The organism is Pseudarthrobacter sp. NS4 (genome assembly GCF_024758005.1).
Taxonomy (GTDB): Bacteria; Actinomycetota; Actinomycetes; order Actinomycetales; family Micrococcaceae; genus Arthrobacter.
The window spans coordinates 999,375-1,021,831 of sequence record NZ_CP103288.1 but is presented as its reverse complement, the minus strand read 5'-3'; the positions used below and the strand labels follow the sequence as shown (position 1 = coordinate 1,021,831).

22 protein-coding genes and 2 riboswitches are annotated in these 22,457 nt (G+C 65.2%); of the genes, 9 read left to right on the top strand and 13 right to left on the bottom strand.

Features of this window, described 5'->3' with window-relative positions; all coding sequences use genetic code 11:
• Positions 1-43: 43 nt before the first annotated feature.
• The 5 genes from NXY83_RS04835 to NXY83_RS04815 all read right to left on the bottom strand — a co-directional run bounded on the left by NXY83_RS04835 (position 44) and on the right by NXY83_RS04815 (position 4,690).
• Positions 44-544, bottom strand: a complete 501-nt coding sequence (locus NXY83_RS04835; protein ID WP_258804955.1) for an HNH endonuclease — start codon at positions 542-544, stop codon at positions 44-46.
• A gap of 270 nt (positions 545-814) precedes the next feature.
• Positions 815-1,588 (bottom strand): C40 family peptidase, encoded by a 774-nt coding sequence (locus NXY83_RS04830; RefSeq protein ID WP_258804954.1) that lies wholly within the window; start codon positions 1,586-1,588, stop codon positions 815-817.
• A gap of 159 nt (positions 1,589-1,747) precedes the next feature.
• Complete coding sequence (locus NXY83_RS04825) at positions 1,748-2,428, bottom strand: C40 family peptidase (RefSeq protein WP_258804953.1); 681 nt, start codon at positions 2,426-2,428, stop codon at positions 1,748-1,750.
• A 70-nt stretch (positions 2,429-2,498) separates the two neighbouring features.
• A riboswitch (cyclic di-AMP (ydaO/yuaA leader) is annotated at positions 2,499-2,679 on the bottom strand.
• 128 nt (positions 2,680-2,807) lie between these two features.
• Positions 2,808-3,626 carry a M23 family metallopeptidase gene (locus NXY83_RS04820; protein WP_258806067.1) on the bottom strand — a complete coding sequence of 273 codons (819 nt, stop codon included), beginning with the start codon at positions 3,624-3,626 and terminating at the stop codon, positions 2,808-2,810.
• Between the two features lie 10 nt (positions 3,627-3,636).
• Positions 3,637-3,854: riboswitch (cyclic di-AMP (ydaO/yuaA leader) on the bottom strand.
• A gap of 140 nt (positions 3,855-3,994) precedes the next feature.
• Positions 3,995-4,690 (bottom strand): metal-dependent transcriptional regulator, encoded by a 696-nt coding sequence (locus NXY83_RS04815; protein WP_258804952.1) that lies wholly within the window; start codon positions 4,688-4,690, stop codon positions 3,995-3,997.
• A 280-nt stretch (positions 4,691-4,970) separates the two neighbouring features.
• Here NXY83_RS04815 and serC point away from each other — a divergent pair, with 280 nt between their 5' ends.
• Positions 4,971-6,101, top strand: a complete 1,131-nt coding sequence (gene serC, locus NXY83_RS04810; protein WP_258804951.1) for a phosphoserine transaminase — start codon at positions 4,971-4,973, stop codon at positions 6,099-6,101.
• 97 nt (positions 6,102-6,198) lie between these two features.
• Here serC and NXY83_RS04805 read toward each other — a convergent pair whose 3' ends face one another.
• Both NXY83_RS04805 and NXY83_RS04800 read right to left on the bottom strand, forming a co-directional pair.
• Positions 6,199-6,840 carry a DUF3027 domain-containing protein gene (locus tag NXY83_RS04805; protein ID WP_258804950.1) on the bottom strand — a complete coding sequence of 214 codons (642 nt, stop codon included), beginning with the start codon at positions 6,838-6,840 and terminating at the stop codon, positions 6,199-6,201.
• Between the two features lie 5 nt (positions 6,841-6,845).
• Positions 6,846-7,229 (bottom strand): cold-shock protein, encoded by a 384-nt coding sequence (locus NXY83_RS04800; RefSeq protein ID WP_142131045.1) that lies wholly within the window; start codon positions 7,227-7,229, stop codon positions 6,846-6,848.
• 207 nt (positions 7,230-7,436) lie between these two features.
• Here NXY83_RS04800 and NXY83_RS04795 point away from each other — a divergent pair, with 207 nt between their 5' ends.
• The 7 genes from NXY83_RS04795 (at position 7,437) to NXY83_RS04765 (ending at position 15,113) form a co-directional block, all read left to right on the top strand.
• On the top strand, positions 7,437-7,670 hold the full coding sequence (locus NXY83_RS04795) for a hypothetical protein (protein WP_258804949.1): 234 nt from the start codon (positions 7,437-7,439) through the stop codon (positions 7,668-7,670).
• Positions 7,671-7,680: 10 nt separating this feature from the next.
• Positions 7,681-10,179: a helicase-associated domain-containing protein gene (locus NXY83_RS04790; RefSeq protein ID WP_258804948.1), complete on the top strand. Its 2,499-nt coding sequence runs from the start codon at positions 7,681-7,683 to the stop codon at positions 10,177-10,179.
• 13 nt (positions 10,180-10,192) lie between these two features.
• Complete coding sequence (locus tag NXY83_RS04785) at positions 10,193-11,839, top strand: DNA repair helicase XPB (protein WP_258804947.1); 1,647 nt, start codon at positions 10,193-10,195, stop codon at positions 11,837-11,839.
• Between the two features lie 36 nt (positions 11,840-11,875).
• A complete protein-coding gene (locus NXY83_RS04780; RefSeq protein ID WP_258804946.1) occupies positions 11,876-12,376 on the top strand; it encodes a DUF427 domain-containing protein in 501 nt (166 codons plus the stop codon).
• A 153-nt stretch (positions 12,377-12,529) separates the two neighbouring features.
• Complete coding sequence (locus tag NXY83_RS04775; RefSeq protein ID WP_258804945.1) at positions 12,530-13,240, top strand: response regulator transcription factor; 711 nt, start codon at positions 12,530-12,532, stop codon at positions 13,238-13,240.
• Positions 13,241-13,242: 2 nt separating this feature from the next.
• On the top strand, positions 13,243-14,718 hold the full coding sequence (locus NXY83_RS04770) for a sensor histidine kinase (RefSeq protein ID WP_258804944.1): 1,476 nt from the start codon (positions 13,243-13,245) through the stop codon (positions 14,716-14,718).
• Positions 14,719-14,825: 107 nt separating this feature from the next.
• On the top strand, positions 14,826-15,113 hold the full coding sequence (locus NXY83_RS04765; protein WP_258804943.1) for a WXG100 family type VII secretion target: 288 nt from the start codon (positions 14,826-14,828) through the stop codon (positions 15,111-15,113).
• Positions 15,114-15,178: 65 nt separating this feature from the next.
• Here the strand turns inward: NXY83_RS04765 and NXY83_RS04760 are convergent, their stop codons facing one another.
• A complete protein-coding gene (locus NXY83_RS04760) occupies positions 15,179-16,189 on the bottom strand; it encodes a ribonuclease HI family protein (RefSeq protein ID WP_258804942.1) in 1,011 nt (336 codons plus the stop codon).
• A gap of 245 nt (positions 16,190-16,434) precedes the next feature.
• Between NXY83_RS04760 and NXY83_RS04755 the strand changes: the two genes are divergently transcribed.
• Complete coding sequence (locus NXY83_RS04755; protein WP_258804941.1) at positions 16,435-17,745, top strand: ABC transporter substrate-binding protein; 1,311 nt, start codon at positions 16,435-16,437, stop codon at positions 17,743-17,745.
• 124 nt (positions 17,746-17,869) lie between these two features.
• Here NXY83_RS04755 and groL read toward each other — a convergent pair whose 3' ends face one another.
• The 5 genes from groL to NXY83_RS04730 form a co-directional block, all read right to left on the bottom strand.
• Positions 17,870-19,498 (bottom strand): chaperonin GroEL, encoded by a 1,629-nt coding sequence (gene groL, locus NXY83_RS04750; RefSeq protein ID WP_258804940.1) that lies wholly within the window; start codon positions 19,496-19,498, stop codon positions 17,870-17,872.
• Positions 19,499-19,785: 287 nt separating this feature from the next.
• Positions 19,786-21,060, bottom strand: coding sequence for an ABC transporter substrate-binding protein (locus NXY83_RS04745; RefSeq protein WP_258804939.1), 1,275 nt, complete (start codon positions 21,058-21,060; stop codon positions 19,786-19,788).
• Positions 21,057-21,263 (bottom strand): cold-shock protein, encoded by a 207-nt coding sequence (locus NXY83_RS04740; protein WP_009358138.1) that lies wholly within the window; start codon positions 21,261-21,263, stop codon positions 21,057-21,059. Before NXY83_RS04740 ends, NXY83_RS04745 begins: the two co-directional genes overlap by 4 nt.
• A 169-nt stretch (positions 21,264-21,432) precedes the next feature.
• Complete coding sequence (locus tag NXY83_RS04735) at positions 21,433-22,077, bottom strand: LytR C-terminal domain-containing protein (protein WP_258804938.1); 645 nt, start codon at positions 22,075-22,077, stop codon at positions 21,433-21,435.
• A 45-nt stretch (positions 22,078-22,122) separates the two neighbouring features.
• Positions 22,123-22,452 (bottom strand): DUF3263 domain-containing protein, encoded by a 330-nt coding sequence (locus tag NXY83_RS04730; protein WP_258804937.1) that lies wholly within the window; start codon positions 22,450-22,452, stop codon positions 22,123-22,125.
• Positions 22,453-22,457: the final 5 nt, after the last annotated feature.

Genomic DNA, 22,457 nt, shown 5'->3' with positions numbered 1-22,457 from the left:
ACCGGCTCCCCGGACGTGGCTGGCCGGCCGTACAGCGGGTACGTCAGGCAGCGCGTTCGGGCAACAGGAACGGATCCCACGCTGGCGTGGGCTTTTCCAGTTCCTTGATTTGCCAGATGGCGCCGCGTGGAGGCTCCGGTACGAACCGCAGTTTCCAGCCCATTTCAGCCGGGGTATGGTCGCCTTTGACGTTGTTGCAGCGAAGGCAGGCTGCCACGAGGTTCTCCCATGAATCAGCACCGCCGCGGGACTTGGGATGCACGTGGTCGATGGTGTGCGCCGCTTTACCGCAATACGCGCATTTGTGCCCGTCGCGTCTCAGCACCCCCCGCCGGCTGACGGCTGTGGCCTGGTTGTATCTGGGACGGATGTAGCGGTTCAGGAGAATCACGGACGGGCGGCCCAGGATTTCCTGGGGACCCACCACGGGATCGTCCCCTTCGGCCACCACGCTCGCCTTGCCTGTGAGCACAAGCACCAGCGCCCGGCGGAAAGTGATAACCGCCAGCGGTTCATATCCAGCATTCAGAACGAGAGTGCGCATGCACGTACCTCTTCACGGCCGCACCCGTCAGGGGCACGAGGGCCGGCTGCCCTCGGCATGTCCGGGCTATGGATCGACACCACAAGAGTAAACAAAGAAGTGCACTATCGGGTAATCCGGCTGGTGCGCTCTTGCGCATCAATTCGGGCGGGAGGCGGCCGCCGGCCGCGTGTCCAAGCTCCATTAAACGAAAAGGACCCCTGCGATGAGGCAGGAGTCCTTTGGTTCCGTCAGTTCAGCCGGACAGCAGTCCGGTGTCCCAAGGGCACATTAGTTCACGCGGATGAACACCGGGCCGGAGCCAACATTGGCGCTGAAGACCACGGTCTGGTTGCCGTTGTACCCGCCGTGCACAGCCTGGCCGTTGCCGGCGTAGACAGCGATGTGCGCCATACCGGCGCCACCGTCAGCGTAGTAGATCAGGTCGCCCGGCTGAGCCTCGGCAGCGCTCACCGTGCGGCCCAGGGAGAGGTAGCCTGCGGGCCAGTCGTGGAAGTTGATGCCCACGGCGGCCAGGGAGTTGGTGACCAGCATGGTGCAGTCCTGCATAACGCCCAGCTGGGCGTAGGCAGCGGACAGGATGGCTGCACCCTTGCCGCTGGCGGAAGCAGCAGGAGCGGCAGCGGGGGCTGCGGCGGTGGAAACCTTGGCGGTCACCTTGGGAGCTGCAGCAGGCTGGGCAACGGCGGGAGCCGGCTCGGCCTCCTTGACCTCAACAGGTGCCGGTTCTTCGATAACAGGAGCCGGCGTAGTGGTCACGGCAGGCTTTTCGAAGGTGATGGCAATGGTGGATGCCGCAGAAATCGGAGCCTCGATCGCGGACTCAACTTCCAGTGTGGAAGCCGGTGCGGAGTCCCGCTGGACGTTGGCGTCGGCAGCGTTGGCTGCGATGCCACTGGTCAGGACCAGGCCCGAGGCGGCGGCGATTACCGCGGCCTGGCGGCCTACGCCGCCGGCGTTCTCGCCGACAGCCTTGGCAATGACAGCGATTGAGTTGGTTTTGGTGACCTCGGCGCGGTGCCGTGCGGTAGCACGAGTAGTCATCAGTTCTCTCTTTCGTTTTCCTCGGGCCTGTGGGCAGCCGAGAGTTTTGGACGCGCCGGCATCTTGGGGGTATGTCGGCGGGTTCCGAACGGGGATGTGGTGATTTAGCGAAAAGCGCAGGCAAAGAAATAGTTCCTGGGGCCGAAGCCCCAAGAACTATTAGTTGCCCATGGTGTAGAAGGAGGAGGATCCGGTGGCGGCCACAGAGTGAAGCAGCGTGCCCTGGGAGGGGTTGAGCGCGCTGACCATCATGCCGTTACCGACGTAAATTCCGACGTGGGCTCCGCCGTTCTGCATGACCAGGTCACCCGGCTTGGGGGTGGAGGTAGGGGTCATGGCCGTCCAGGCGTTGACGCGCGGGATGCTGATGCCGGCCTGGGCGTAAACCCACTGGGTGAAGCCCGAGCAGTCCCAGCCGTTGGGGCTGGTGCCGCCCCAGACATAGGGGCGGCCGATGCCCGTGTAAGCGATGGCTGCGATGCCTGAGGTAGCTGCAGAGCTAACGGCCTCTACTGCCTTTTCCGCGGTGGAAGCGGTGGACACGGTGGTGGCCGTGGAACCGTCGCGGGTGGCAGCGGCAGTGGACTGCGTGCGGACCGGCTCGATCTTCGGAGCAGCGGTGGTCTTCACCACGGGGCGCTCGAAGGAAACGGTGGCGGTGGGCGCTGCGGTGACGGCCAGGGCAGTCTGTGCGGAACCCGACTCGGTGGAAGCGGAGACACCAGCCGTGTCCGCCGCGTTGGCCGGCAGTCCCATGCCAAGGACAAGGCCGGATGCGGCTGCGACAACGGCAGCCTGGCGACCTACTGTCCCGGCATTGGCACTAACAGCCTTGGACATTGCGTCCAAAGGGTTGGTACGAACCGTTTGCGCACGGTGGCGCGCAGAATTATGGCGTGAAGACACGAAGGTAGCCTCTCCCAATGCCTGCGAGGTGAGCTGTCGGATTCGGATGGGAGTCACCCGGCCGCGCGGCTTCCAAAGGAAGCTTTGCGACTTAACCCCAAGGCCTTCAGAAACGAAGACCAAAATTGGTTCCCCCGCCCCTGCCAGACGATGAAATGCGAACGGACCTTGAGCGGTGGCAGAGTTAGGCAATCCGCACAAGAGCGTCAACTTCGGAAAAGTTGACGCGAGTTAGACGGTACAGCAGTTTTGCGTGAATGTCACATTCAGGTCACGGCTGGTCACGACGATTTGAGAGATGACCATCATTTGACTAAAGCCACCCTGTGGGATCGACAACTTCGCCGTTGATCTGGACCTCGAAATGGAGGTGGCAGCCGGTAGAGGCTCCGGTGGTGCCGCTGAGCGCCAGGACGTCGCCGCGCGAGACCGTCTGGCCTTCCTTGACGCTGAACGATGACAGGTGGTTGTAGGTGGTCTCCAGGCCGTTGCCGTGGTCCACAACGACGCGGTTTCCGCCGCCGTACTGATGCCAGCCAACGAACGTCACGGTGCCGGTGGCAGCAGCGAGGACGGACGTGCCGCACTGGGCCACGTAATCCTGCCCGCGGTGGAAGTCACCGGAGCCGCCGGTGATGGGGCTGATGCGGTAGCCGAACGGCGATGCCGTGGAAAGGGTGGCCAGCGGGGCGCCAAGGCTTCCAGCGGAAGCGGCACGGGAGACCGCACCGGCTGATTGCGCGCTCAGGAGTTGTTTGAGTTTACCGTCCGGGTCAGCCTGCGTGACAACGGCTGACCGGCTGAAGTCAATCTGCGCTCCCGGCTCGGCAGAGATGGCCGGCTGCGGGGTGGCGGCGAAGGCAGCGACGGGTGTGGCACCGGTGTCGGTGGCCATGACCGGACTGGTGGCCGGAACAGTCACGGTCAGCACCAGGCCTGTGGCCGCAAGCGCGATCCCGGCTTTTTGCCCGATGCCGCTGGCCGAGGCAAACTCGGTGATCTGCCGGAAGGGACCCCGACGGCGGCGCGCATCACGGTGGAGGTCGCGGGGGCGCTCCGTGTTGATGACTTCGACGACACGCGGCGTCGATGAGGGGCCCGCCGCACGGCGGCGCCCCTTGGAGGTCTGCATGGACAAGAAGGATTCCTCTCTTGAAAGCCTGCGAAGTTAGCTGTCGGATTCGGGTCAGAGAGTTCAAAGACCCGGTCCGCCGTAAGCAAGCTTCGGCACAGAGATATCCCCGGAAGGTTCCTTCACTGGAAGAGGCTTGCTGCTGACGGACTTCACCCCAAGGCAGTCCCCCGCTGCCGCTTGTGGTTCCCCCGCCTCTGCCAGTTATGACTCGTGCTCCTGATCCGCTGGCAGAGCTCGGCTCCAGATCAGGTAACGCTTTAGTATCAACGCTCGGATCAACTATAGAGGGTTAACCCTCAAAGTAACAATTCCGTTATCATTGCGTAAGTCCGCTTGATGGAGTAGCCCGCGCCCGGGATGGTCCTCTACCGGACCGTGACGAAAACGTGCGCGGCCACTTCCGGCGGAAGTTCCAGGGCGCCTTCAATGCCGGCCACCCGCACGGAAATGTAATCCCCTACCCGCTCCAGCGATACCGCCGCCCCGGGACGGATGCCCCCCTCGTAGAGCTGAACCAGCAGTTCGGGCTCCACCTGGATGGGTTCGGCAAGCCGGCTGACGGTCACCACCGAAGCAGGACCGTAGGACTTCATCGCTTCAAGGAGGCTGACGGCGCCGTCTGACGCGGCAAGCCCCGGCTGGCCCCCGAGGGCGGCGAGGCCCGGGATAGGGTTGCCGTAGGGCGACTGGGTGGGGTGATCGAGCAGCTCGTAGATGCGCCGCTCCACCCGCTCGCTCATGACGTGTTCCCACCGGCAGGCTTCATCGTGGACGTAAGCCCAGTCCAGGCCGATGACATCCGCCAGGAGCCGCTCGGCCAGCCGGTGCTTGCGCATGACCTCCGTAGCCCGCTTGCGGCCGCTTTCGGTGAGCTCGAGGTGCCGGTCGCCGGACACCACCACCAGGCCGTCGCGCTCCATCCGGCCAATGGTCTGGGAAACCGTGGGCCCCGAGTGGCGCAGCCGTTCTGCAATACGGGCCCGGAGGGCAACAATGTTTTCTTCCTCAAGCTCCAAAATGGTGCGAAGGTACATTTCCGTAGTGTCGATCAGATCCGTCATCCAGCTCAGCTCCTCGAGCGCAGTACCTTGCGTTGTCCCACCGTATCGCCTTTCACTGCGACGTAGTCCGTTGGCAAGCTTAGCCTATTTTGACTTAGTCCGAATAGTTGGCGGGCGCCGGCAAGACGTCTCAATGGCTGGACTATGACGGTCCCGGTTCCCGCCGAAACAGCTGTTCAGGCAGAATGGGAAGGCCTGAGTCGCAGTCATTGCCGACTGCCCGCCGGCAACCATTCACCCGCCCGGACCAAAGTCACATCACGCCGAAATTGGAGCACCTGTGAGCGAACCCAGCATCACTATTCCCGCCGACCTCCTGCCTCAGGACGGGCGGTTCGGCGCCGGACCTTCCAAGGTCAGGCAGGAACAGATTGATGCGCTGTCCGCCGCATCAAAGAACATCCTGGGCACGTCCCACCGGCAGGCCCCGGTCAAGAACCTCGTTGGCTCGGTCCGCGACGGCCTGAGCCAGTTCTTCCGCGCACCGGAAGGTTACGAAGTTGTCCTGGGCGTGGGCGGCTCCACGGCGTTCTGGGATGTTGCCAGCTTCGGACTGGTGGAGAAAAAAGCCCAGCACCTGTCCTTTGGCGAGTTCGGATCCAAGTTCGCGGCGGCAACAAACAAAGCCCCCTTCCTGGAAGCGTCCTCGATCCTCAAGTCCGAGCCGGGCACCCGTCCCGCGGCACAGGCCGAACCAGGCGTGGACGTCTACGCCTGGCCGCAAAACGAAACGTCCACCGGTGTTTCCGCTCCCGTGCAGCGGGTTGCGGGAGCCGATGAGGGCGCACTGGTGCTGGTGGATGCCACCTCGGCTGCGGGCGGCCTGGACGTCGATGTAGCCCAAAGCGACGTCTACTACTTCGCACCGCAGAAAAACTTTGCGTCCGACGGCGGGCTCTGGCTGGGCCTGTTCTCCCCCGCCGCCGTGGAACGTGCCGCCCGGATCAAGGCCGGCGGCCGCTGGATCCCGGACTTCCTGGACCTGCAGACGGCCATCGACAACTCACGGCTGAACCAGACCTACAACACCCCGTCCCTGTCCACCCTGGTGACCCTGGACGCCCAGGTGCAGTGGCTCAACTCCAACGGCGGCCTGGACTTCGCTGCAAAACGCACAGCGGATTCGGCCGGACGCATCTACTCCTGGGCCGAGGGCTCGGAGTATGCAACCCCGTTCGTCACCAATCCTGATGAACGTTCGAACGTCATTGCCACCATCGACTTCGACGAGTCGGTTGACGCCGCCCAGGTGGCCAAGGTCCTGCGCGCCAACGGGATCGTGGACACCGAACCGTACCGGAAGCTGGGCCGCAACCAGCTGCGCATCGCAACCTTCGTTGCCATCGAGCCCGACGACGTTTCCGCCTTGCTGGCCAGCATCGACTACGTGGTGGGCGAACTGCGCAAGTAGCCCGCCAGGGGCGCTCCCTTAACGTCCGACGGCGCCGCCCGGGTCCTGCCCGGTCGGCGCCGTTTGCGTGTCCCCGTCGGCTGGGAGGCGCAGGCAACTAGTCCGTGCCGGCGTCGTCCCCCGGGTGCTGCTCAATGAAATCATTGTCCGCGGCATCAGAGCCCGTGGCGTCGAACTCCGGGATCTCCGGGTCCTGCCCGGCAGGCCCGGTCCCTGTCATATCCCCATCCGGCGCCGGTTCGCCGGTTTCCGGCGACGCCTTGCCCTGTTCCGGGGTGTCCTTTTCCTGTTGCTGCGCGTCCTCGGGACGGACGCGTTCCGCCCATGGAACCCATTCGGGGGCAAGAATGGAATCTTCGGACGGCAGCAGCCCCAGCTCGCTGACGGTGACCACCTTTGAACGGGAGTTGCGGGTGACCACCGCATACCAATGCCAGCCAGCGTAACCGGGCAGCTTCGACTCAAAAAGGTGCGTGACAAGCCGGTCGCCTTCGCTCTTGGCGGCGACGTGGCGCCCAATATCGGAGGCGGCGGTGATGCCCTCCAAGGCGGTCCGGGCCGTCTCCACGGCAGCAGCCAGGAATGCGTCCGGCTTTCCGGTCCGCCATACCGGCACACCGGCCGGGCGCTTGGAGCCGATTTTGGCAGCGGCGGCGGGGACAGGGCTTTCGGCATCCGCCGGCGTCGGGCCCGCCTGGCCCTGCTCCGGCGCCGCCGGCTGTTCAGCTTGCGGACTCATCGGTGCTAAACGTCCAGCTCGTCGGCAACCTTACGCAGGGCAGCCGCGATCGCCTTGCCCTTGTTGCCTTCCGGGTATTTGCCTTTGGACAGGGTTCCGGAAAGGTTATCCAGTACGGTCACCAGGTCCTGGACCAGCGGAGCGAGGTCCTTTGCACTGGGCCGCTTCGCCTTGGCGATGGACGGCGTCTTGTCCAGGACACGCAGGCCCAGGGCCTGCGCACCTTTCCGGCCGTCGGCCACGCCGAACTCGACGCGGGTGCCGGCCTTGAGCTCCGTTACGCCCTCGGGAAGCGACGATTTGGGCAGGAAAACCTCCTGGCCATCCTCTCCTGCGAGGAACCCGAAGCCCTTGTCCTTGTCATACCACTTGACCTTGCCGGTAGGCACGTAATCAACCTTCTTCGTTCTGCTGTCGTGAGACACGGCCAGCCGCCACCGCATCCGTATTGTTGTACGGGTTCAAGGTATGGCAGCTGCGAACCGTGTTGGTCTGTATCTTTCAAGGTTATCCTGCCCGGTGCCCTAATCCTGCTTCCAACGGCGCCCAGGCAACGGGTTCACGCCCGCCACCGCAGGGGCTGTAGCGTTACGTCCATGACACCCTCGCGTTACCGGCGGCCCGTTATGATCGCCGCCGCAGCCATTGCCGTGCTCTCCCTGGCAGCAGTTGGAGCCGTGATGGCGCTTGCCTTCGCAGGCAATGTTGCGCCGGCCTGGGTCACCTATTCTGCGCTGTACGGCCTGCCGGTGGCATTCCTCCTCATGCTTTTCCTTGTTCTGGACAGCGTTGCCGGGCGGCGCCGGGCAGGAAAGCCTGACCAGCGGTAACGTTGGACTGATGTCCCTCATTCGCGCGCTCAGCAAAGACCTGGAGGCACGCAGCGACGACTCGTTGCGTGTGCTGTTCGATGCGCGGCCGGACCTCATCTCCCCCGCCGTTCCGGACTTTTCGGCCCTCGCAGCGCGGGCAAGCGCGCGGGTCAGCGTGCAGCGGGCACTCGAACGGTTGAACAGGCCGCAGATGCAGGTCCTCGAAACCCTCCACCTGTGCACCAACACGGATACTGAACACAGTGCCTCGGCCGCGAGCCTCCGGAAAATGATCTCCGGCTCCACCGTCGCCGTGGTGGAACGGATCCTGGCAACCCTGCAGGACCTGGCACTGGTGCACCGTGCCCCGCCGCCGCACGGCACGCCTCCTTCCAGCGCCCGGCAGCGCTTCTACCTCCCGGTCGGCTGCCTCAAGGACGTGGTGGGCCTCTATCCTGCAGGCCTTGGCAGGAGCTACACGGAACTGGTCCGCCTCCAGCCGGCGTTCGCGCAGCGGGCAGTCCAGCTGGTCTCCGAGCTGCACCGCAGCGGCGTCGCCATCCAGGACGCGACCACTCCCATGGAGGCAGCCCTCGCGCTGCAGCACTGGACCTCCTCGCCGGAGGCGGTTCAGAAAATCCTTGCCGGGGCCCCGGAACGGACGACGGCGCTGCTCGCCAGGTTCCGCAACTGGGCCATGGGTGCCGTCCCCCAGGCGCAACGCAAGGCGTCCATCACGACCGAGGGCTCCGACGTCGGGCCCGTTGACTGGCTCCTGGCCCGCGGCCTGCTGGTGCCGCTGGATGCGGCACATGTCGAGTTGCCGCACAGCGTGGGGCTGTCGCTGCGTGGTGGGGCGATCATCAATGACTTCATGCTCTCGCCGCCCGTCCCGGAGCTGGGCCGTACCAGCGCCCTGCTGCGCAGGAACGCGGCGATGAGTGCCATCTCGGAAACCCTTCGGCTGGTGGGCGAGCTGCTGCATGCCGTCAGGGATCAGCCGCTGGCCACGCTGCGCAGCGGCGGGGTGGGTGTACGCGAAGTGCGCCGGCTGGGCGAACTGCTCGGGGTCGACCAGGGACGCGTGGGACTCCTGCTGGAATTGTGCGGGCTCGCAGGCCTGATCCGGCTGGACGTGGATTCATCGTCCTGGGTACAGCCACCGCAGCTGGAATGGCTCGTCCTGCCCCGCCAGGAACAGTGGTTGTGGCTGGTGAACGCCTGGCTGGCGAGCGAACGTGTCCCGTCGCTGGTGGGCCAGCCCGTTAATGGTGCCCAAGGGACAACGCCGCACCGAACGGCGTCCGGCAGCACCATCGTGGCGTTGTCCGCTGAGCCGCAGCGGCCTGATGCTCCCGTAATCCGCAAACGGATCCTGGAAATCCTGCATGAGCTCACCACCGAAGCGGCAGCCCCGGACGGCACTGCCCCGGTGCTCGACGCCGCCGCAGTCCTGCAGCGGGCCGAATGGGCCCAGCCGCGGATGGCGCGGCGTTTCACTTCACTGATCCGCGGGGTCCTCGCCGAAGCCGAAATGCTCGGCCTGGTGGGCTCCGGTGCCTTGAGCCAGCTGGGCAGCGCTTTCGCCGAGGACCGGCCGGACGCCGCACTTGCCATCCTGGGCGAGCACTTGCCGGCTGCGTTGAACCACGTGCTCCTGCAGGCCGACCTCACCGCCGTTGCGCCGGGCTACCTTGCTCCCGGGCTGACGGAAAAACTCCTGGTCATGGCCGACGCCGAAGGCCAGGGACCCGCCACCATCTACCGGTTCTCGGACAACTCCATCCGGCGCGCCCTCGACGCCGGCTACGACGCCGCCGGCCTGCTGGAGTTCCTGCGGGAACACTCGGCCACCGCCGTGCCCCAGCCACTCGAATACCTCGTGGAGGACACTGCTTCCCGGCATGGCAGGATGCGGGTAGGCCCCGCCGCCAGCTTCATCCAAAGCGATGACGAAACCGCGCTTGCCGAGATCCTGTCGGGGCCCAAAGCCGCCGCACTGGGCCTGGTCCGGATTGCACCCACGGTCCTGGTGTCCACCGCCCCGCCGCATCAAGCAGCGAATATCCTGCGGAGCCTGGGCCTCTCCCCCTCGGTGGAAGGAACGGAGGACCCTGCCGTCAGGCTCCGCCGCGCCCCTGTCCCGCAGGAAAGCCTTCGGCCCGTCTATACGGCACCGCGTACGGCACCGGCAGCTGAGGACGTGGACGCCCAGCTGGCGGTGCTCCGCCAGCTGGGTTCCGCCGTCGGGCATCATGCCTCCGGGGCCCGCGCCGGCTCTGGGGACCAGTCCGGTGAAGCGGCCACCCAGCTGGGGCTGGAGACCCTGCAGCGCGCCATCAGGCTGAAGCAGCGGATCAGCATGAATGTGGTCGACAGCCTGGGGAATGCCAACCTGGAGATCGTTGTTCCCTTATCGGTGAACGGCGGACGTGTCCGGGTGTTTGACCCCGCGAAGGAAACAGAACGTGTCCTGTCCATCCACCGCATTATCGACATTGAGGCCGCAGAGGAACTGCGCCAGTGAAGGACTTTCCTGCGTGAACGACGGACCCCTGATCGTCCAGAGTGACAAAACCATCCTCCTCGAGGTGGACCATGAGCTGGCCACGGAGGCGAGGCACGCCATTGCGCCCTTCGCCGAGCTGGAACGGGCACCCGAGCACATGCACAGTTACCGGCTGACGCCGCTCGGGCTCTGGAATGCCCGCGCGGCCGGGCTGGATGCCGAGAAAGTCCTTGACACCCTGCTGAAGTACTCGCGGTTCCCGGTCCCGCATTCGCTGCTGATCGACGTCGAGGAAACGATGTCACGGTACGGGCGGCTGCGACTGGAAAAGGACCCCCAGCACGGACTGGTCATGCGCACGGACGACTACCCCGTACTGGAGGAAGTGATCCGGGCCAAGAAGATCCAGCCCCTGCTGGGGCCCCGGATCGACGGCGAAACCATTGTGGTCCACGCGTCCCAGCGCGGGCAGCTCAAGCAGCTCCTGCTCAAGATCGGCTGGCCGGCGGAGGACTTGGCGGGCTATGTGGACGGCACGCCGCACCTGATCGCACTGAACGAGGACGGCTGGAAACTGCGTCCCTACCAGCAGCTCGCCAGCGAGAATTTCTGGGCCGGCGGCAGCGGCGTGGTGGTGCTGCCCTGTGGGGCCGGCAAAACCCTGGTGGGGGCGGCAGCGATGGCTACCGGATCAACCACCACCCTGATCCTGGTCACCAACACCGTGGCCGCACGGCAGTGGAAGGACGAACTGCTGAAGCGCACGTCCCTGACGGACGACGAGATCGGAGAGTATTCAGGCGCCGTGAAGGAAGTCCGGCCGGTAACTATCGCCACCTACCAGGTCCTGACCACAAAACGCGGCGGGCTGTATCCGCACCTGGAACTGGTGGACGGCCACGACTGGGGCCTGATCATCTACGATGAGGTCCATCTCCTGCCTGCTCCGATTTTCCGGATGACGGCGGACCTCCAGGCCCGCCGCCGCCTGGGGCTCACCGCCACCCTGGTGCGGGAGGACGGCCGGGAGGGCGAGGTGTTTTCCCTGATCGGCCCCAAGCGCTATGACGCGCCGTGGAAGGACATAGAGTCCCAGGGGTATATCGCCCCCGCCGACTGTGTGGAGGTCCGGGTGGACCTGCCGAAGGACGAGCGGGTTGCCTACGCCATGGCTGAAGACGCGGACAAGTACAGGCTGTGTTCCACCTCGGAATCCAAAACCAGGGTGGTTGAGGAACTGGTGGCCCGGCATGCAGGGGAACAGCTGCTGGTGATCGGGCAATACATCGACCAGCTGGATGACCTGGGCGAGCGGCTGAAAGCGCCGGTGATCAAGGGCGACACGTCGGTCAAGGTGCGGCAGAAGCTCTTCGATGCCTTCCGGGCAGGAGACATCCAAACCCTGGTGGTGTCCAAGGTTGCCAACTTTTCCATCGACCTGCCGGAGGCGTCAGTGGCCATCCAGGTGTCAGGTTCCTTCGGATCCCGGCAGGAGGAGGCACAGCGGCTGGGAAGGCTGCTGCGCCCCAAGAAGGACGGCCGCTCGGCCCGCTTCTACTCCCTGGTGGCCCGGGACACGCTGGACCAGGAGTTCGCCGCTAAGCGCCAGCGGTTCCTGGCCGAGCAAGGCTACGCATACCGGATCATGGACGCCAAGGATGTGGGGCAGCCCGGCTAGGGTTCCAGTGCCGGCCTGGGGTGCACACTGGTGGGTATGCGTTCGAAAACAAGCCGAGTGGTTCCGTTGCCGGGCCAGGAGTCGGTGTGGGATTACCCGCGCCCGCCACGGGTCGAGCCAAGCCGGGAACGGATCCGGATATATCTGGGTGGGGAACTGATCCTGGACACCACGGATTCGATCCGGGTCCTGGAGACAAGCCATCCTCCCGTCTACTACCTGCCCCGCTCCGCCTTCATGCCAGGGGCACTGGAGCCTGCACCCGGAAGCAGCTTCTGCGAGTTCAAAGGTTCGGCCCGCTACCTCACGGTCCGGGGCGGCAGTACGGTCGCGGAAAAGGCGGCGTGGTTCTACCCGGATCCCGTTGCGGGATACGAGGAACTGGCAGACCGCGTGGCGGTTTACCCGGGCAGGATGGACTGCTGCGAGGTGGACGGCGAGCGCGTGCGTCCGCAGGCAGGGGGCTTTTACGGCGGCTGGATCACGGACCGCGTGGTGGGTCCGTTCAAGGGTGAACCGGGGACTATGGGGTGGTAACGCCGCAGGACACCCCAGCAGGGCTTTGAACAGATAAACAGGAACAATTCGTGTTGCGGGGCCTGGCATTGCCGGCCATCCCTTCTCCGCAGCCGCACGGTTCGTTCATGGAACATCCAGACAACTCCCAGAGACTGGGAGCATGATGGGAGTATGAACAAGAACGGTCCAGAAGCGAAGCTCCTCGTTGTCGACGACGAACCCAACATCCGCGAGCTGCTTTCCACATCGCTCCGGTTCGCCGGGTTCGAAGTGGTGTCCGCAGCCAACGGCCGGGACGCGCTGGCGGCCGCGGATACCCACGCCCCTGACCTGGCAGTGCTGGACGTCATGCTTCCGGACATGGACGGGTTCACCGTCACACGGAAGCTCCGCGCATCCGGCAAGCACTTCCCCGTGCTGTTCCTGACCGCCAAGGACGACACCGAGGACAAGGTCACCGGCCTTACAGTGGGCGGGGATGATTACGTCACCAAGCCCTTCAGCCTCGACGAAGTGGTGGCGCGGATCCGCGCCGTCCTGCGGCGCACCCAGCCGTTGCTGGACGACGACGCCGTCATCCGGGTCGGCGACCTGGAACTCGACGACGATGCACACGAGGTGCGCCGCGGCGGCACGGTCATCGAGCTCTCGCCCACGGAGTTCAAGCTGCTCCGGTACCTCATGCTCAACCCCAACCGCGTGCTGTCCAAATCCCAGATCCTGGACCACGTGTGGGAGTACGACTTCAACGGTGACGCTTCCATCGTGGAGTCCTACATCTCCTACCTGCGGCGGAAGGTGGACATCGACCCCGAGGCCCCGGCACTCATCCAGACCAAGCGCGGCGTGGGCTACGTGCTGCGGACGGCAGAAAAGCGCTGACCTTGCTGGAGCGGTGGAAGTCCTCCTCCCTGAGGACGCAGCTGGTTGCCATGATCATGGCCCTGCTGATCGTGGCCCTGACGGTGACCGGGGCGGGCACGCTGACGCTGCTGCACAGCTACCTGCAGGGGCAGGTGGATGAGAAGCTGTACGCCGCGGTCAACCTGGCCCAGGAGCAGAGGTCGTTCACGCAGCTGCAGGCTCCCAATCCAATCGTTCCCACCGACTATTCGCTGATTCTCTTTGCCCCCGGCGAGGAGCCCTATCCGTTCGGTGGCGACAGCGAGGACCATCCGGACATCAGCTCCATCACCGTGGAGCAGGCGCAGGCGCGCAAGGCCGTCCCCTACCAGGTCCGCGGCACCGACGGCGAGAACTGGCGGGTTGTTGCGGTGCCCGTGCAGAACAACCAGACCACGGCCGTGGTGGTTATTGGCCTGTCGCTGCAAAGTGTTGACGACGTCCTTGAGCACGCCACGCTGGTGGTCATCGGGGTTGGCCTGCTCACCCTGCTGCTGGCCTCCCTCATTGCCAGCTGGACGGTATCCCGGTCCTTCCGGCCGCTGGCGAGGGTGGAAAAGACAGCAGCGGCCATTGCTGCCGGTGATCTGTCCCGCCGTGTGGACGTCGAGAACCCGGCCACCGAACTCGGCCGGCTCAGCAGCTCCCTGAACGCCATGCTCGCCCATATTGAGGCCGCCTTCGCCGCCCGTACCGCCTCCGAGGCCAGGATGCGCCGGTTCGCCGCGGACGCGTCCCATGAACTGCGGACCCCGCTGGTGACTATCCGCGGATTCTCCGAGCTGTACCGGCACGGCGCGTTGACCACCGTGGATGACGTGGCCACTGCCATGGGCCGGATCGAGAGCGAAGCAAAGCGTATGGGGTCCATGGTGGAAGACCTGCTGCTGCTGGCGCGCCTTGATGAGCAACGGCCGCTCCAGCAAAAGCCGGTGGACCTTCAACTGGTGGCCCACGACGCGGTGGTGGACACCCAGGCCAGCGACCGCTCCCGCGTGATCTCGCTGACCGGGCTCGACGGCGGGCCCGCCGTCCCTGCGCCGGTGCTGGGCGACGAAGCAAAACTCCGCCAGGTGGTGGGAAACCTGGTGGGCAATGCCTTGCGCTACACCCCGGAGGGCAGTCCCATCGAGCTCGCCGTCGGGGTGCGGACTGTTGACGGCGAAGCACGCTCCATCATCGAGGTACGTGACCACGGGCCGGGCATTTCGGACGAGGATGCTTCGAAGGTCTTTGAGCGCTTTTACCGTGCAGATACCTCCCGGACCCGTGAAACAGGCGGCAGCGGCCTGGGACTGGCCATTGTGGCTGCGATTGTGGGATCGCACGGCGGTTCCGTCCGGGTGGAAGATACCGACGGCGGCGGAGCCACATTTGTCGTCAGCCTGCCCTGCCGCGATGAACCGCCAACGCATGCAGGCGCCAAGGGCGGCGACGGCGAGGTTATCCACATATAGCCTCCCGCCGTGGCACCGGGAACAGGCGTCTTCATAGGCTCGTTGCAGCAGCCCGGAACAGCCGGGCGGGGAAGCACACACTCCCCCGTACAGTGAAAGGCACCGCCATGAGCATCATTTCCGTCGATACCGAAATGCTCCAACTGAAGTCAGCCAGCGTGCAGGCCACGGTGGACAGGATCAGCGCCGACGTCCAGGCCATGAAGCGCGGACTGGACGAGCTGCAGGGCTCCTGGCGGGGTTCCGCAGCCACGAACTTCCAGGCTTTGATCGCCGAATGGACCCTGACCCAGGGCAGGGTCGAGGCATCCCTGGCTTCCATCAACACCGCGCTGGCATCAGCCGCCGCCACCTACGCTCAGGCCGAGCAGGGCAACACGCAGCGCTTCAGCTGAGCGGCAGCGCCGGGTTTCCGCAGGACTGCCGGGCAAGGCTGACGCACCACTGCCGCCGGCTGCAGTTAGGCTTCCGGTGTTCCCTGATGGAACCGCAGCCGCCACCGGCCGCCGTCCAGAACCCACAGCGAGCTACGGAGGGTGGTACCTGAGCGCGCGAAGCTACGGTAGGTCAGCAGGACCGCGCCTGTGCCGATGCGGTCTGCCCCCAGGATCTCAATGTCGGTCCGCTCCCCTGGGTCTTCTTCCAGCGCCATCATCATGGCGTCCCGCGTCCAGACCCTTCCGGAGCTGCCGATTTCCATAAAGTCAGGGTGCAGCAGGACCGCCGTGCGCCCGATGTCACCGCGCACCAACGGCCCCAGCAGTTCGCGTTCCAGTTCCTCCACCAGGGCCTCGGGCGAAGGGGCCTGCCGGGTTCCGTCGGCAACGTCGAAGGGGTCGGTTTCGAACTGGCTGAACAGGTCGGGCTCGTCCGGACCGCCCATTGGCGGGATTTCTACCGGCCGGGATGTTGCCGGCCGGCGCGTTTCTGTTGCCTGTCGGGTTGTACCGGAGGCAGACGAGGGCACCGCACTTGATCCGCGGCCCGCGGCAGACAGTTGATGGGAGCCGGGAAAACCGGGGCCGGATCGGGCTGCCACGCCCTGCTGGTAGGCCGTGGCAGCCGCCCTGGCGCGCTCGTCTGCGGCTTCATTCAGCTCATGGCCCGCGTGTCCCTTGACCCATTCGAAGGTGTACTTCCGGCCGGCAAGTTCGCGGTCCAGTTCCTTGAGGAGCTCAACATTCAGGACCGGTTTTCCATCGGCCTTCCGCCAGCCCTTGCGCTTCCACCCGGGCATCCACTTAGTGATCGAGTTGATGACGTACTGGCTGTCACAGAGGATGCGCAGATCCTCCTGCGGAAGGTGGGCGGTGGCCCGGAACAGGTCGAGGACTGCCATCAGTTCGCCTTGGTTGTTGGTCCCGTGGGGCCAGCCACCGGCGCGCCAGCAGTCATCATTCACATACCAGGCCCAGCCCGCCGGACCCGGGTTTCCCAAGGCCGAACCGTCAGCCGCTGCAGTAATCGTCACCGGTCCATCCTGCCAGACCGGCACGACAATCGGGCGCGCGGCGGGCGTGACCTTCCGCAACAGACCCTGTCGCCACCCCAGCATTCGGAGCAAAAGGCTGCAAAGCCCACCGGGAAAGCGGTTACCGAAAATCCTTGACGGACGGGCCGGAGCGGGGAACAATCGCTCTTATCGGAAAATGAGAAAACGCTTTCTGGACAGCGGCAATGGTCGCAGCAGCAGAGCGGTATCAGGAAGGCACATCAATGACGATTCGGACTGTAAGCCGGCGAAAGTTCCAGCTCGGCGCAGCGGCCTTGGCCCTCTCCATCCTTGCCACCGGCTGTGGCGCGCCCGCCGGTTCGGGAAACAACGAGGAGGTCACTCTTCGTTTCGCCTGGTGGGGCAACGAATACCTGAATGCCCAGACCGAAAAGGTCATCGGGGCCTTCGAGGCGGAGCACCCCAACATCAACATCGAGTCCGAGCCCGGCGAATGGGGCAGCTACTGGGACAAGCTGGCCACCAAGACGGCCGCAAACGATGCTCCGGACGTCATCCAGATGGACCAGAAGTACATCGCCGAGTACGGCGGCCGGGGCGCTCTCCTGGACCTGTCGAAGCAGGACGGCATCGACACGTCCAAGCTGGACAAGGAAGCCCTGGCCTCGGGCCAGTACGACGGCGCACAGTACGGCCTGAGCACAGGCCAGAACGCCTACGTCATCATGGCCAACACCAAGGTTTTCGAGGCGGCTAACGTGCCCGTCCCCGATGACACCACCTGGACCTGGGACGAGTTCATGGACACCGCGTCTAAAATCAGCGCCGCGGGTGACGGAAAGAACTACGGTGCCGCCTACGGCAGCAACGAAGCAGACCTGATCATCTGGCTTCGGCAGCACGGTGAAAATCTGTACTCCGGGGACGGCAAACTGGACTTCGACACCGCCACGGCAGCCTCTTTCTGGGAGCGGCTGAAGGAGCAGCGGGATTCGAAGGCCAGCCCGCCGGCGACGGTGGCCACCGAAGATTCGGGCGCCGGCCTGGAGGAAAGCCTCTTCGGCACCAACAGGGTGGGCATGGCCTGGTGGTGGACCAACCAGCTGGGCTCGCTGGAGTCCACCACGGGTAGCAGCATCAAGATGCTCCGCGCGCCGAGCATCGATGGCTCCGCCGCGAAGAACGGCATGTACTACAAGCCCACCATGTTCTGGTCCGCCTCGTCGCGCTCGAAGCACCCCGAGCAGGCCGCCACCTTCATCAACTACCTCGCAAACAACCCGGAAGCCGGCGGGATCCTGATGACGGACCGTGGCGTGCCCACCAACCCGGACATCGTTGAGAGCATTACCCCCGCACTGAAGCCTGCGGACACCACCGTGGTGTCATTCCTCAAGGACATTGCCCCGGACATCAAGGAAGCACCGCCGGTTCCGCCGGTAGGAGCCGGCAGCGTCCAGAACGTGATCAAGCGTTACACGGACGAAGTGCTGTACGACCGCCTCACGCCGCAGGCCGCTGCGGAGGCTTTCAAGAAGGAAGTCGAAGCGATGCTGTCCGGCGCGCGTAAGTAGCCGGGAGCCCGGCCGGCCGGGGCACTCCAGGGACCGGCATCCGCTTAAGCAGGAAACCAATGCGGCCCCCTCCGAAGAGGGGGCCGCATTTGTTGTATCAGCGGGACAGGTCCCGGCGGGAAGGCTAGAAGCCGCCCATGCCGCCCATGTCGTCGCCGCCGCCAACGGGAGCGGGGTTCTTCTCGGGCTTGTCGGCCACGACTGCCTCGGTGGTGAGGAACAGGCCGGCAATGGAGGCTGCGTTCTGCAGGGCAGAGCGGGTCACCTTGACGGGATCGTTGACGCCGGCTGCGAGCAGGTCGACGTACTCGCCGGTGGCTGCGTTCAGGCCGTGGCCTGCGGGCAGGCCGCGGACCTTGTCAACCACAACGCCCGGCTCGAGGCCGGCGTTGAAGGCAATCTGCTTCAGCGGAGCGTCGATGGCAACGCGGACGATGTTGGCACCGGTTGCCTCGTCGCCGGAGAGCTGGAGGTTGGCGAATGCCTTCGCGCCGGCCTGGATGAGGGCCACGCCGCCACCGGCGACGATACCCTCTTCAACAGCGGCCTTTGCGTTGCGCACTGCGTCCTCGATGCGGTGCTTGCGCTCCTTGAGCTCAACCTCGGTTGCGGCACCGGCCTTGATGACTGCTACGCCGCCGGCCAGCTTGGCCAGGCGCTCCTGCAGCTTCTCGCGGTCGTAGTCGGAGTCGGAGTTCTCGATCTCGGCGCGGATCTGGGAAACGCGCCCGGCGATCTGGTCGGCGTCGCCTGCACCCTCGACGATGGTGGTCTCGTCCTTGGTGACGACAACCTTGCGTGCCTTGCCCAGGAGTTCCAGGCCGGCGTTTTCCAGCTTCAGGCCGACTTCCTCGGAAATGACCTGGCCGCCGGTGAGGACGGCGATGTCGGCGAGCTGTGCCTTGCGGCGGTCACCGAAGCCTGGCGCCTTGACGGCGACGGACTTGAAGGTGCCGCGGATCTTGTTGACGATCAGGGTGGCCAGGGCCTCGCCCTCGATGTCCTCGGCGATGATCAGCAGCGGCTTGTTGGACTGCATGACCTTTTCCAGGACAGCAACCAGTTCCTTGACGTTGGAGATCTTGGAGTTGACGATCAGGATGTACGGATCCTCGAGGACCGTTTCCTGGCGTTCTGCGTCGGTCACGAAGTAGGCGGAGATGTAGCCCTTGTCGAAGCGCATGCCTTCGGTGAGTTCCAGCTCCAGGCCGAAGGTGTTGGACTCCTCGACCGTGATGACGCCTTCCTTGCCCACCTTGTCCAGGGCTTCGGCGATGAGGGCGCCGATTTCGTCGTCGCCAGCGGAGATCGAGGCCGTGGCGGCGATCTCTTCCTTGGTTTCGATTTCCTTGGCGGAGTTCAGCAGTTCAGCGGTGACCGCCTCAACGGCCTTCTCGATGCCGCGCTTGAGGGACAGCGGGTCGGCGCCGGCGGCAACGTTGCGCAGGCCTTCCTTGACCAGGGCCTGGGCCAGCACGGTAGCCGTGGTGGTGCCATCGCCTGCGACGTCATCCGTCTTCTTGGCAACTTCCTTGACCAGCTCGGCGCCGATCTTCTCGTAGGGATCGTCCAGCTCGATCTCCTTGGCGATGGAAACACCATCGTTGGTGATCGTGGGGGCGCCCCACTTCTTTTCGAGGACGACGTTGCGTCCACGCGGGCCGAGGGTGACCTTAACGGCGTCGGCGAGGATGTTCAGGCCCCGCTCAAGGCCGCGGCGTGCCTCTTCATCAAATGCAATGATCTTGGCCATAACGGCAATAGTCCTTTCGGGACAGTCGTTAAGAATGAACCTTCGCTGCAGTGCCCGCGACGGACGATCCTTTGCCATCGGCCTCTGTATGCCTCGGGCTGGGGATCTCACTCCAGTTAGGTGTTTCTTGGCTCCTCGACCGGTGCCGCGCGCCGCCGGGCAAAACCAGGCCTTGCTTAGCAGTCGGTGCGTCAGAGTGCTAACTCAATAATTAGCACTCCCCACGTGAGAGTGCAAGCGAAAGAGCCGCAAACCCGCCGCCTGGCACGCTTATTCGCCCACGGCGATCAGTCCGCGGCGCGGCCTGCTGTTTCCCGGCCGGTGGCCGCTGGAATGTTGTCCGCCGCGTAGGTGAACACCGTGAAGTTCGCTGTGGTGATGTCACCATTGGTGTCAAACGCGATGGGGCCGGACTCGCCGTCGTAATTTATGTCTGTGCCCGCCGCCAGGCTGGTTACGCACTCTTTGTAGGAGGGGCACGCGGCAGCCGGCGTCTCCGCCGAAGCACCCGCAGTCCCACCGGACACGCTGATCAGGTTCGCCGCGATGGAGCGCCCCGCATCATCCTGTGCCTTGGCTGCCGCCAGGGCGGCCAGCGAGATGGCGTCGTAGGTCTCCGCAGCGAATGATACGTCCTTCAGTTTTCCGTCGACGGCCAGCAGCCGCTCCTGGAAACCGGCGGAAGGAAGCTGTCCGGGGACAATCGCGCGGGCGCCCTCGAGCGCCTTGGAACCCAGTTTTGACCCGTACCGGGCGAATGCGCCATCACTGAGGATGATGCGCGCACCGGTGATGCCGGCGTTGTTCAGCTCAGCGAGCGCACCGTGGGCCCCATCGCGGGCTATCAGGATCACCGCGTCGGAGCCGGCGTCCCCTGCCGCGCCTGCGGCTTCTCCCGCCTCCCCCGGCTTGAACTCCTCCGTCACGGCCACGTCCAGTCCGGCCTGTTTGGCTGCCTGGGAAACAGCGTCCGAGACGTCATTTCCGTAGGAGCCTTCCTGGTACAGCACCGAGATGGTGGCGGCACCGGCGTCCTTGGCGAGTTTGACCAGCACGGGAGCCTGGGCGACGTCCGCGGCGGCGGTCCGGAAGTAGTAGCCGCCCGATTCGATACCGGTGAGCCCCGCGGCGGTGTTGGCGGGGGAGATCAGCGGCGTGCGCGCCCTGGAGAGTATGTCGATGACGCCGGCGGCATGGCTGGAATCGGTGGGACCGATAACAACGTCCGCTTCGGCCACCACAAGGGCTTGCGCCTGGGACGTCGCGTCCAGCTCCGCTTCGACGGGAAGAAGTTCCAGCGGCCTGCCCTTGTGGCCACCCGCATCGTTGATCTCCTTGATGGCGAGCCGGGCCGCGGCCAGCTGGGGAGCATTCAGGAAACTGCTGTCACCGGTGTTGTCCAGGACCAGCCCCACCCGCAGGATGCCGTCGCCGGATGCTTCCACTGCTTCCAGGCGCGCATTGCCGGTAACGCCGGAGCAGGCCGTTGCCGGCAGGAGCGCGCAGATGGAGAGGGCAAGCGCCGGACGGATGTACGCGGCTGGGCGGAACACTTGCTTCACTCGGCCGGCCGGACGCTTTCGGCCTGTGGGCCTTTCTCGCCTTCGCCGACTTCGAGCTCCACCCTCTGACCCTCGTCGAGCGCACGGTAGCCTTCACCCTGGATCGCGGACCAGTGGACGAAAATGTCGTCCCCGGACCCGTCAACGGTAATGAAGCCGTAGCCCTTTTCCGCGTTGAACCATTTGACGGTTCCCTGTGCCATGATGACCACTCTTTCCGTAAAGACCGGGGAAGCCCACGGCGCTGTGTGCTGCCTGGCCCCGGACCGAAGCCTGGAATTCACTCTAGCCAATCCCGGTGCGGAGCTGGAGGCAGTGTGTTGCAGTGCCGGCAAAAGTTATTCAGGCGTGACCGGCGCCACGGGGCGTGTACTACCGGTAGCCCGGGCCCAGCACCACAACCAGTGGCACCTGGAACTCCGTGCTGTTCACTACCGTGGACACGCCAAGGAGTTCCGCAAGCGCCTGGGCGTTGGCCAGCTGATCGGCTCCGGCGTAGAAGATGATCGAGCCCTGCTGCGGTGCTCCGGCCCAGTTGCCCACCTGTCCCAGCGTCCAGCCGTCAGCCTGGACCGTACCGCCTACCCGGCTTGCCAATCCTGAGATCCCGGCGGCGTTGTAAACGGCAACCGGCTGTGCCTTGTCAAGGAATACCGGATCTTCAGCCGGGACGGTGGGCCCGGGTTCAGCCCGGGTACTTTGCGCGGGCTCGTCCGAAGCAGACGGAGCGGCTTCGGCGGACGGCTCTACCGGGCTCTGTGGCGCGGCTGCCGCGGTTGCGCCCGTGCCGGCCAGCGGCGTCGCTTCCAGGCTCGCGGATGCCTGGTTGTCCGCAGCGCTGAAGCCCATCTTGGGAAGGATCAGGAAGGACACCACCCCAATGGCCAGCGCTGCGATGCCGACCGCCAGGATGGGCCACAGCCGTACCCGTGAAGGGGCAGAAGCCATGCGGTGGACACCTTGTCGCGACGCGGCCTCGGGGACCTTGTCGAATTCATCGCGGGCGTATTTGGTCATGGGTGACATCCTTGTGGAATTGCTGCTGGGAGGGCGTGGGGCTTCCTAGGCGTCGGACCCCAGGCGCCGTGCGGTACGTGCACGGTGGCGCGACGTACGTAGTCTACGCAATCTCTTGACAAGCATAGGATCGTGCGCCAGCGCATCCTCGCGGTCGATCAGTGCGTTCAGCAGCTGGTAGTAGTGCGTTGCGGAGAGGTCGAAAAGTTCCCGGATGGCCTGTTCCTTGGCGCCGGCGTACTTCCACCACTGCCGCTCCAGGGCCAGTATTTGCTGCTCCCGCCCGCTTAGCGGCGAGTCCCGAAGGGTGAAATCCGCCAGGACGGAGTTCCGTGGCTCCTGCTCCGGCAAATCTTCACGGGCCGGTTCCGCCACGGCTC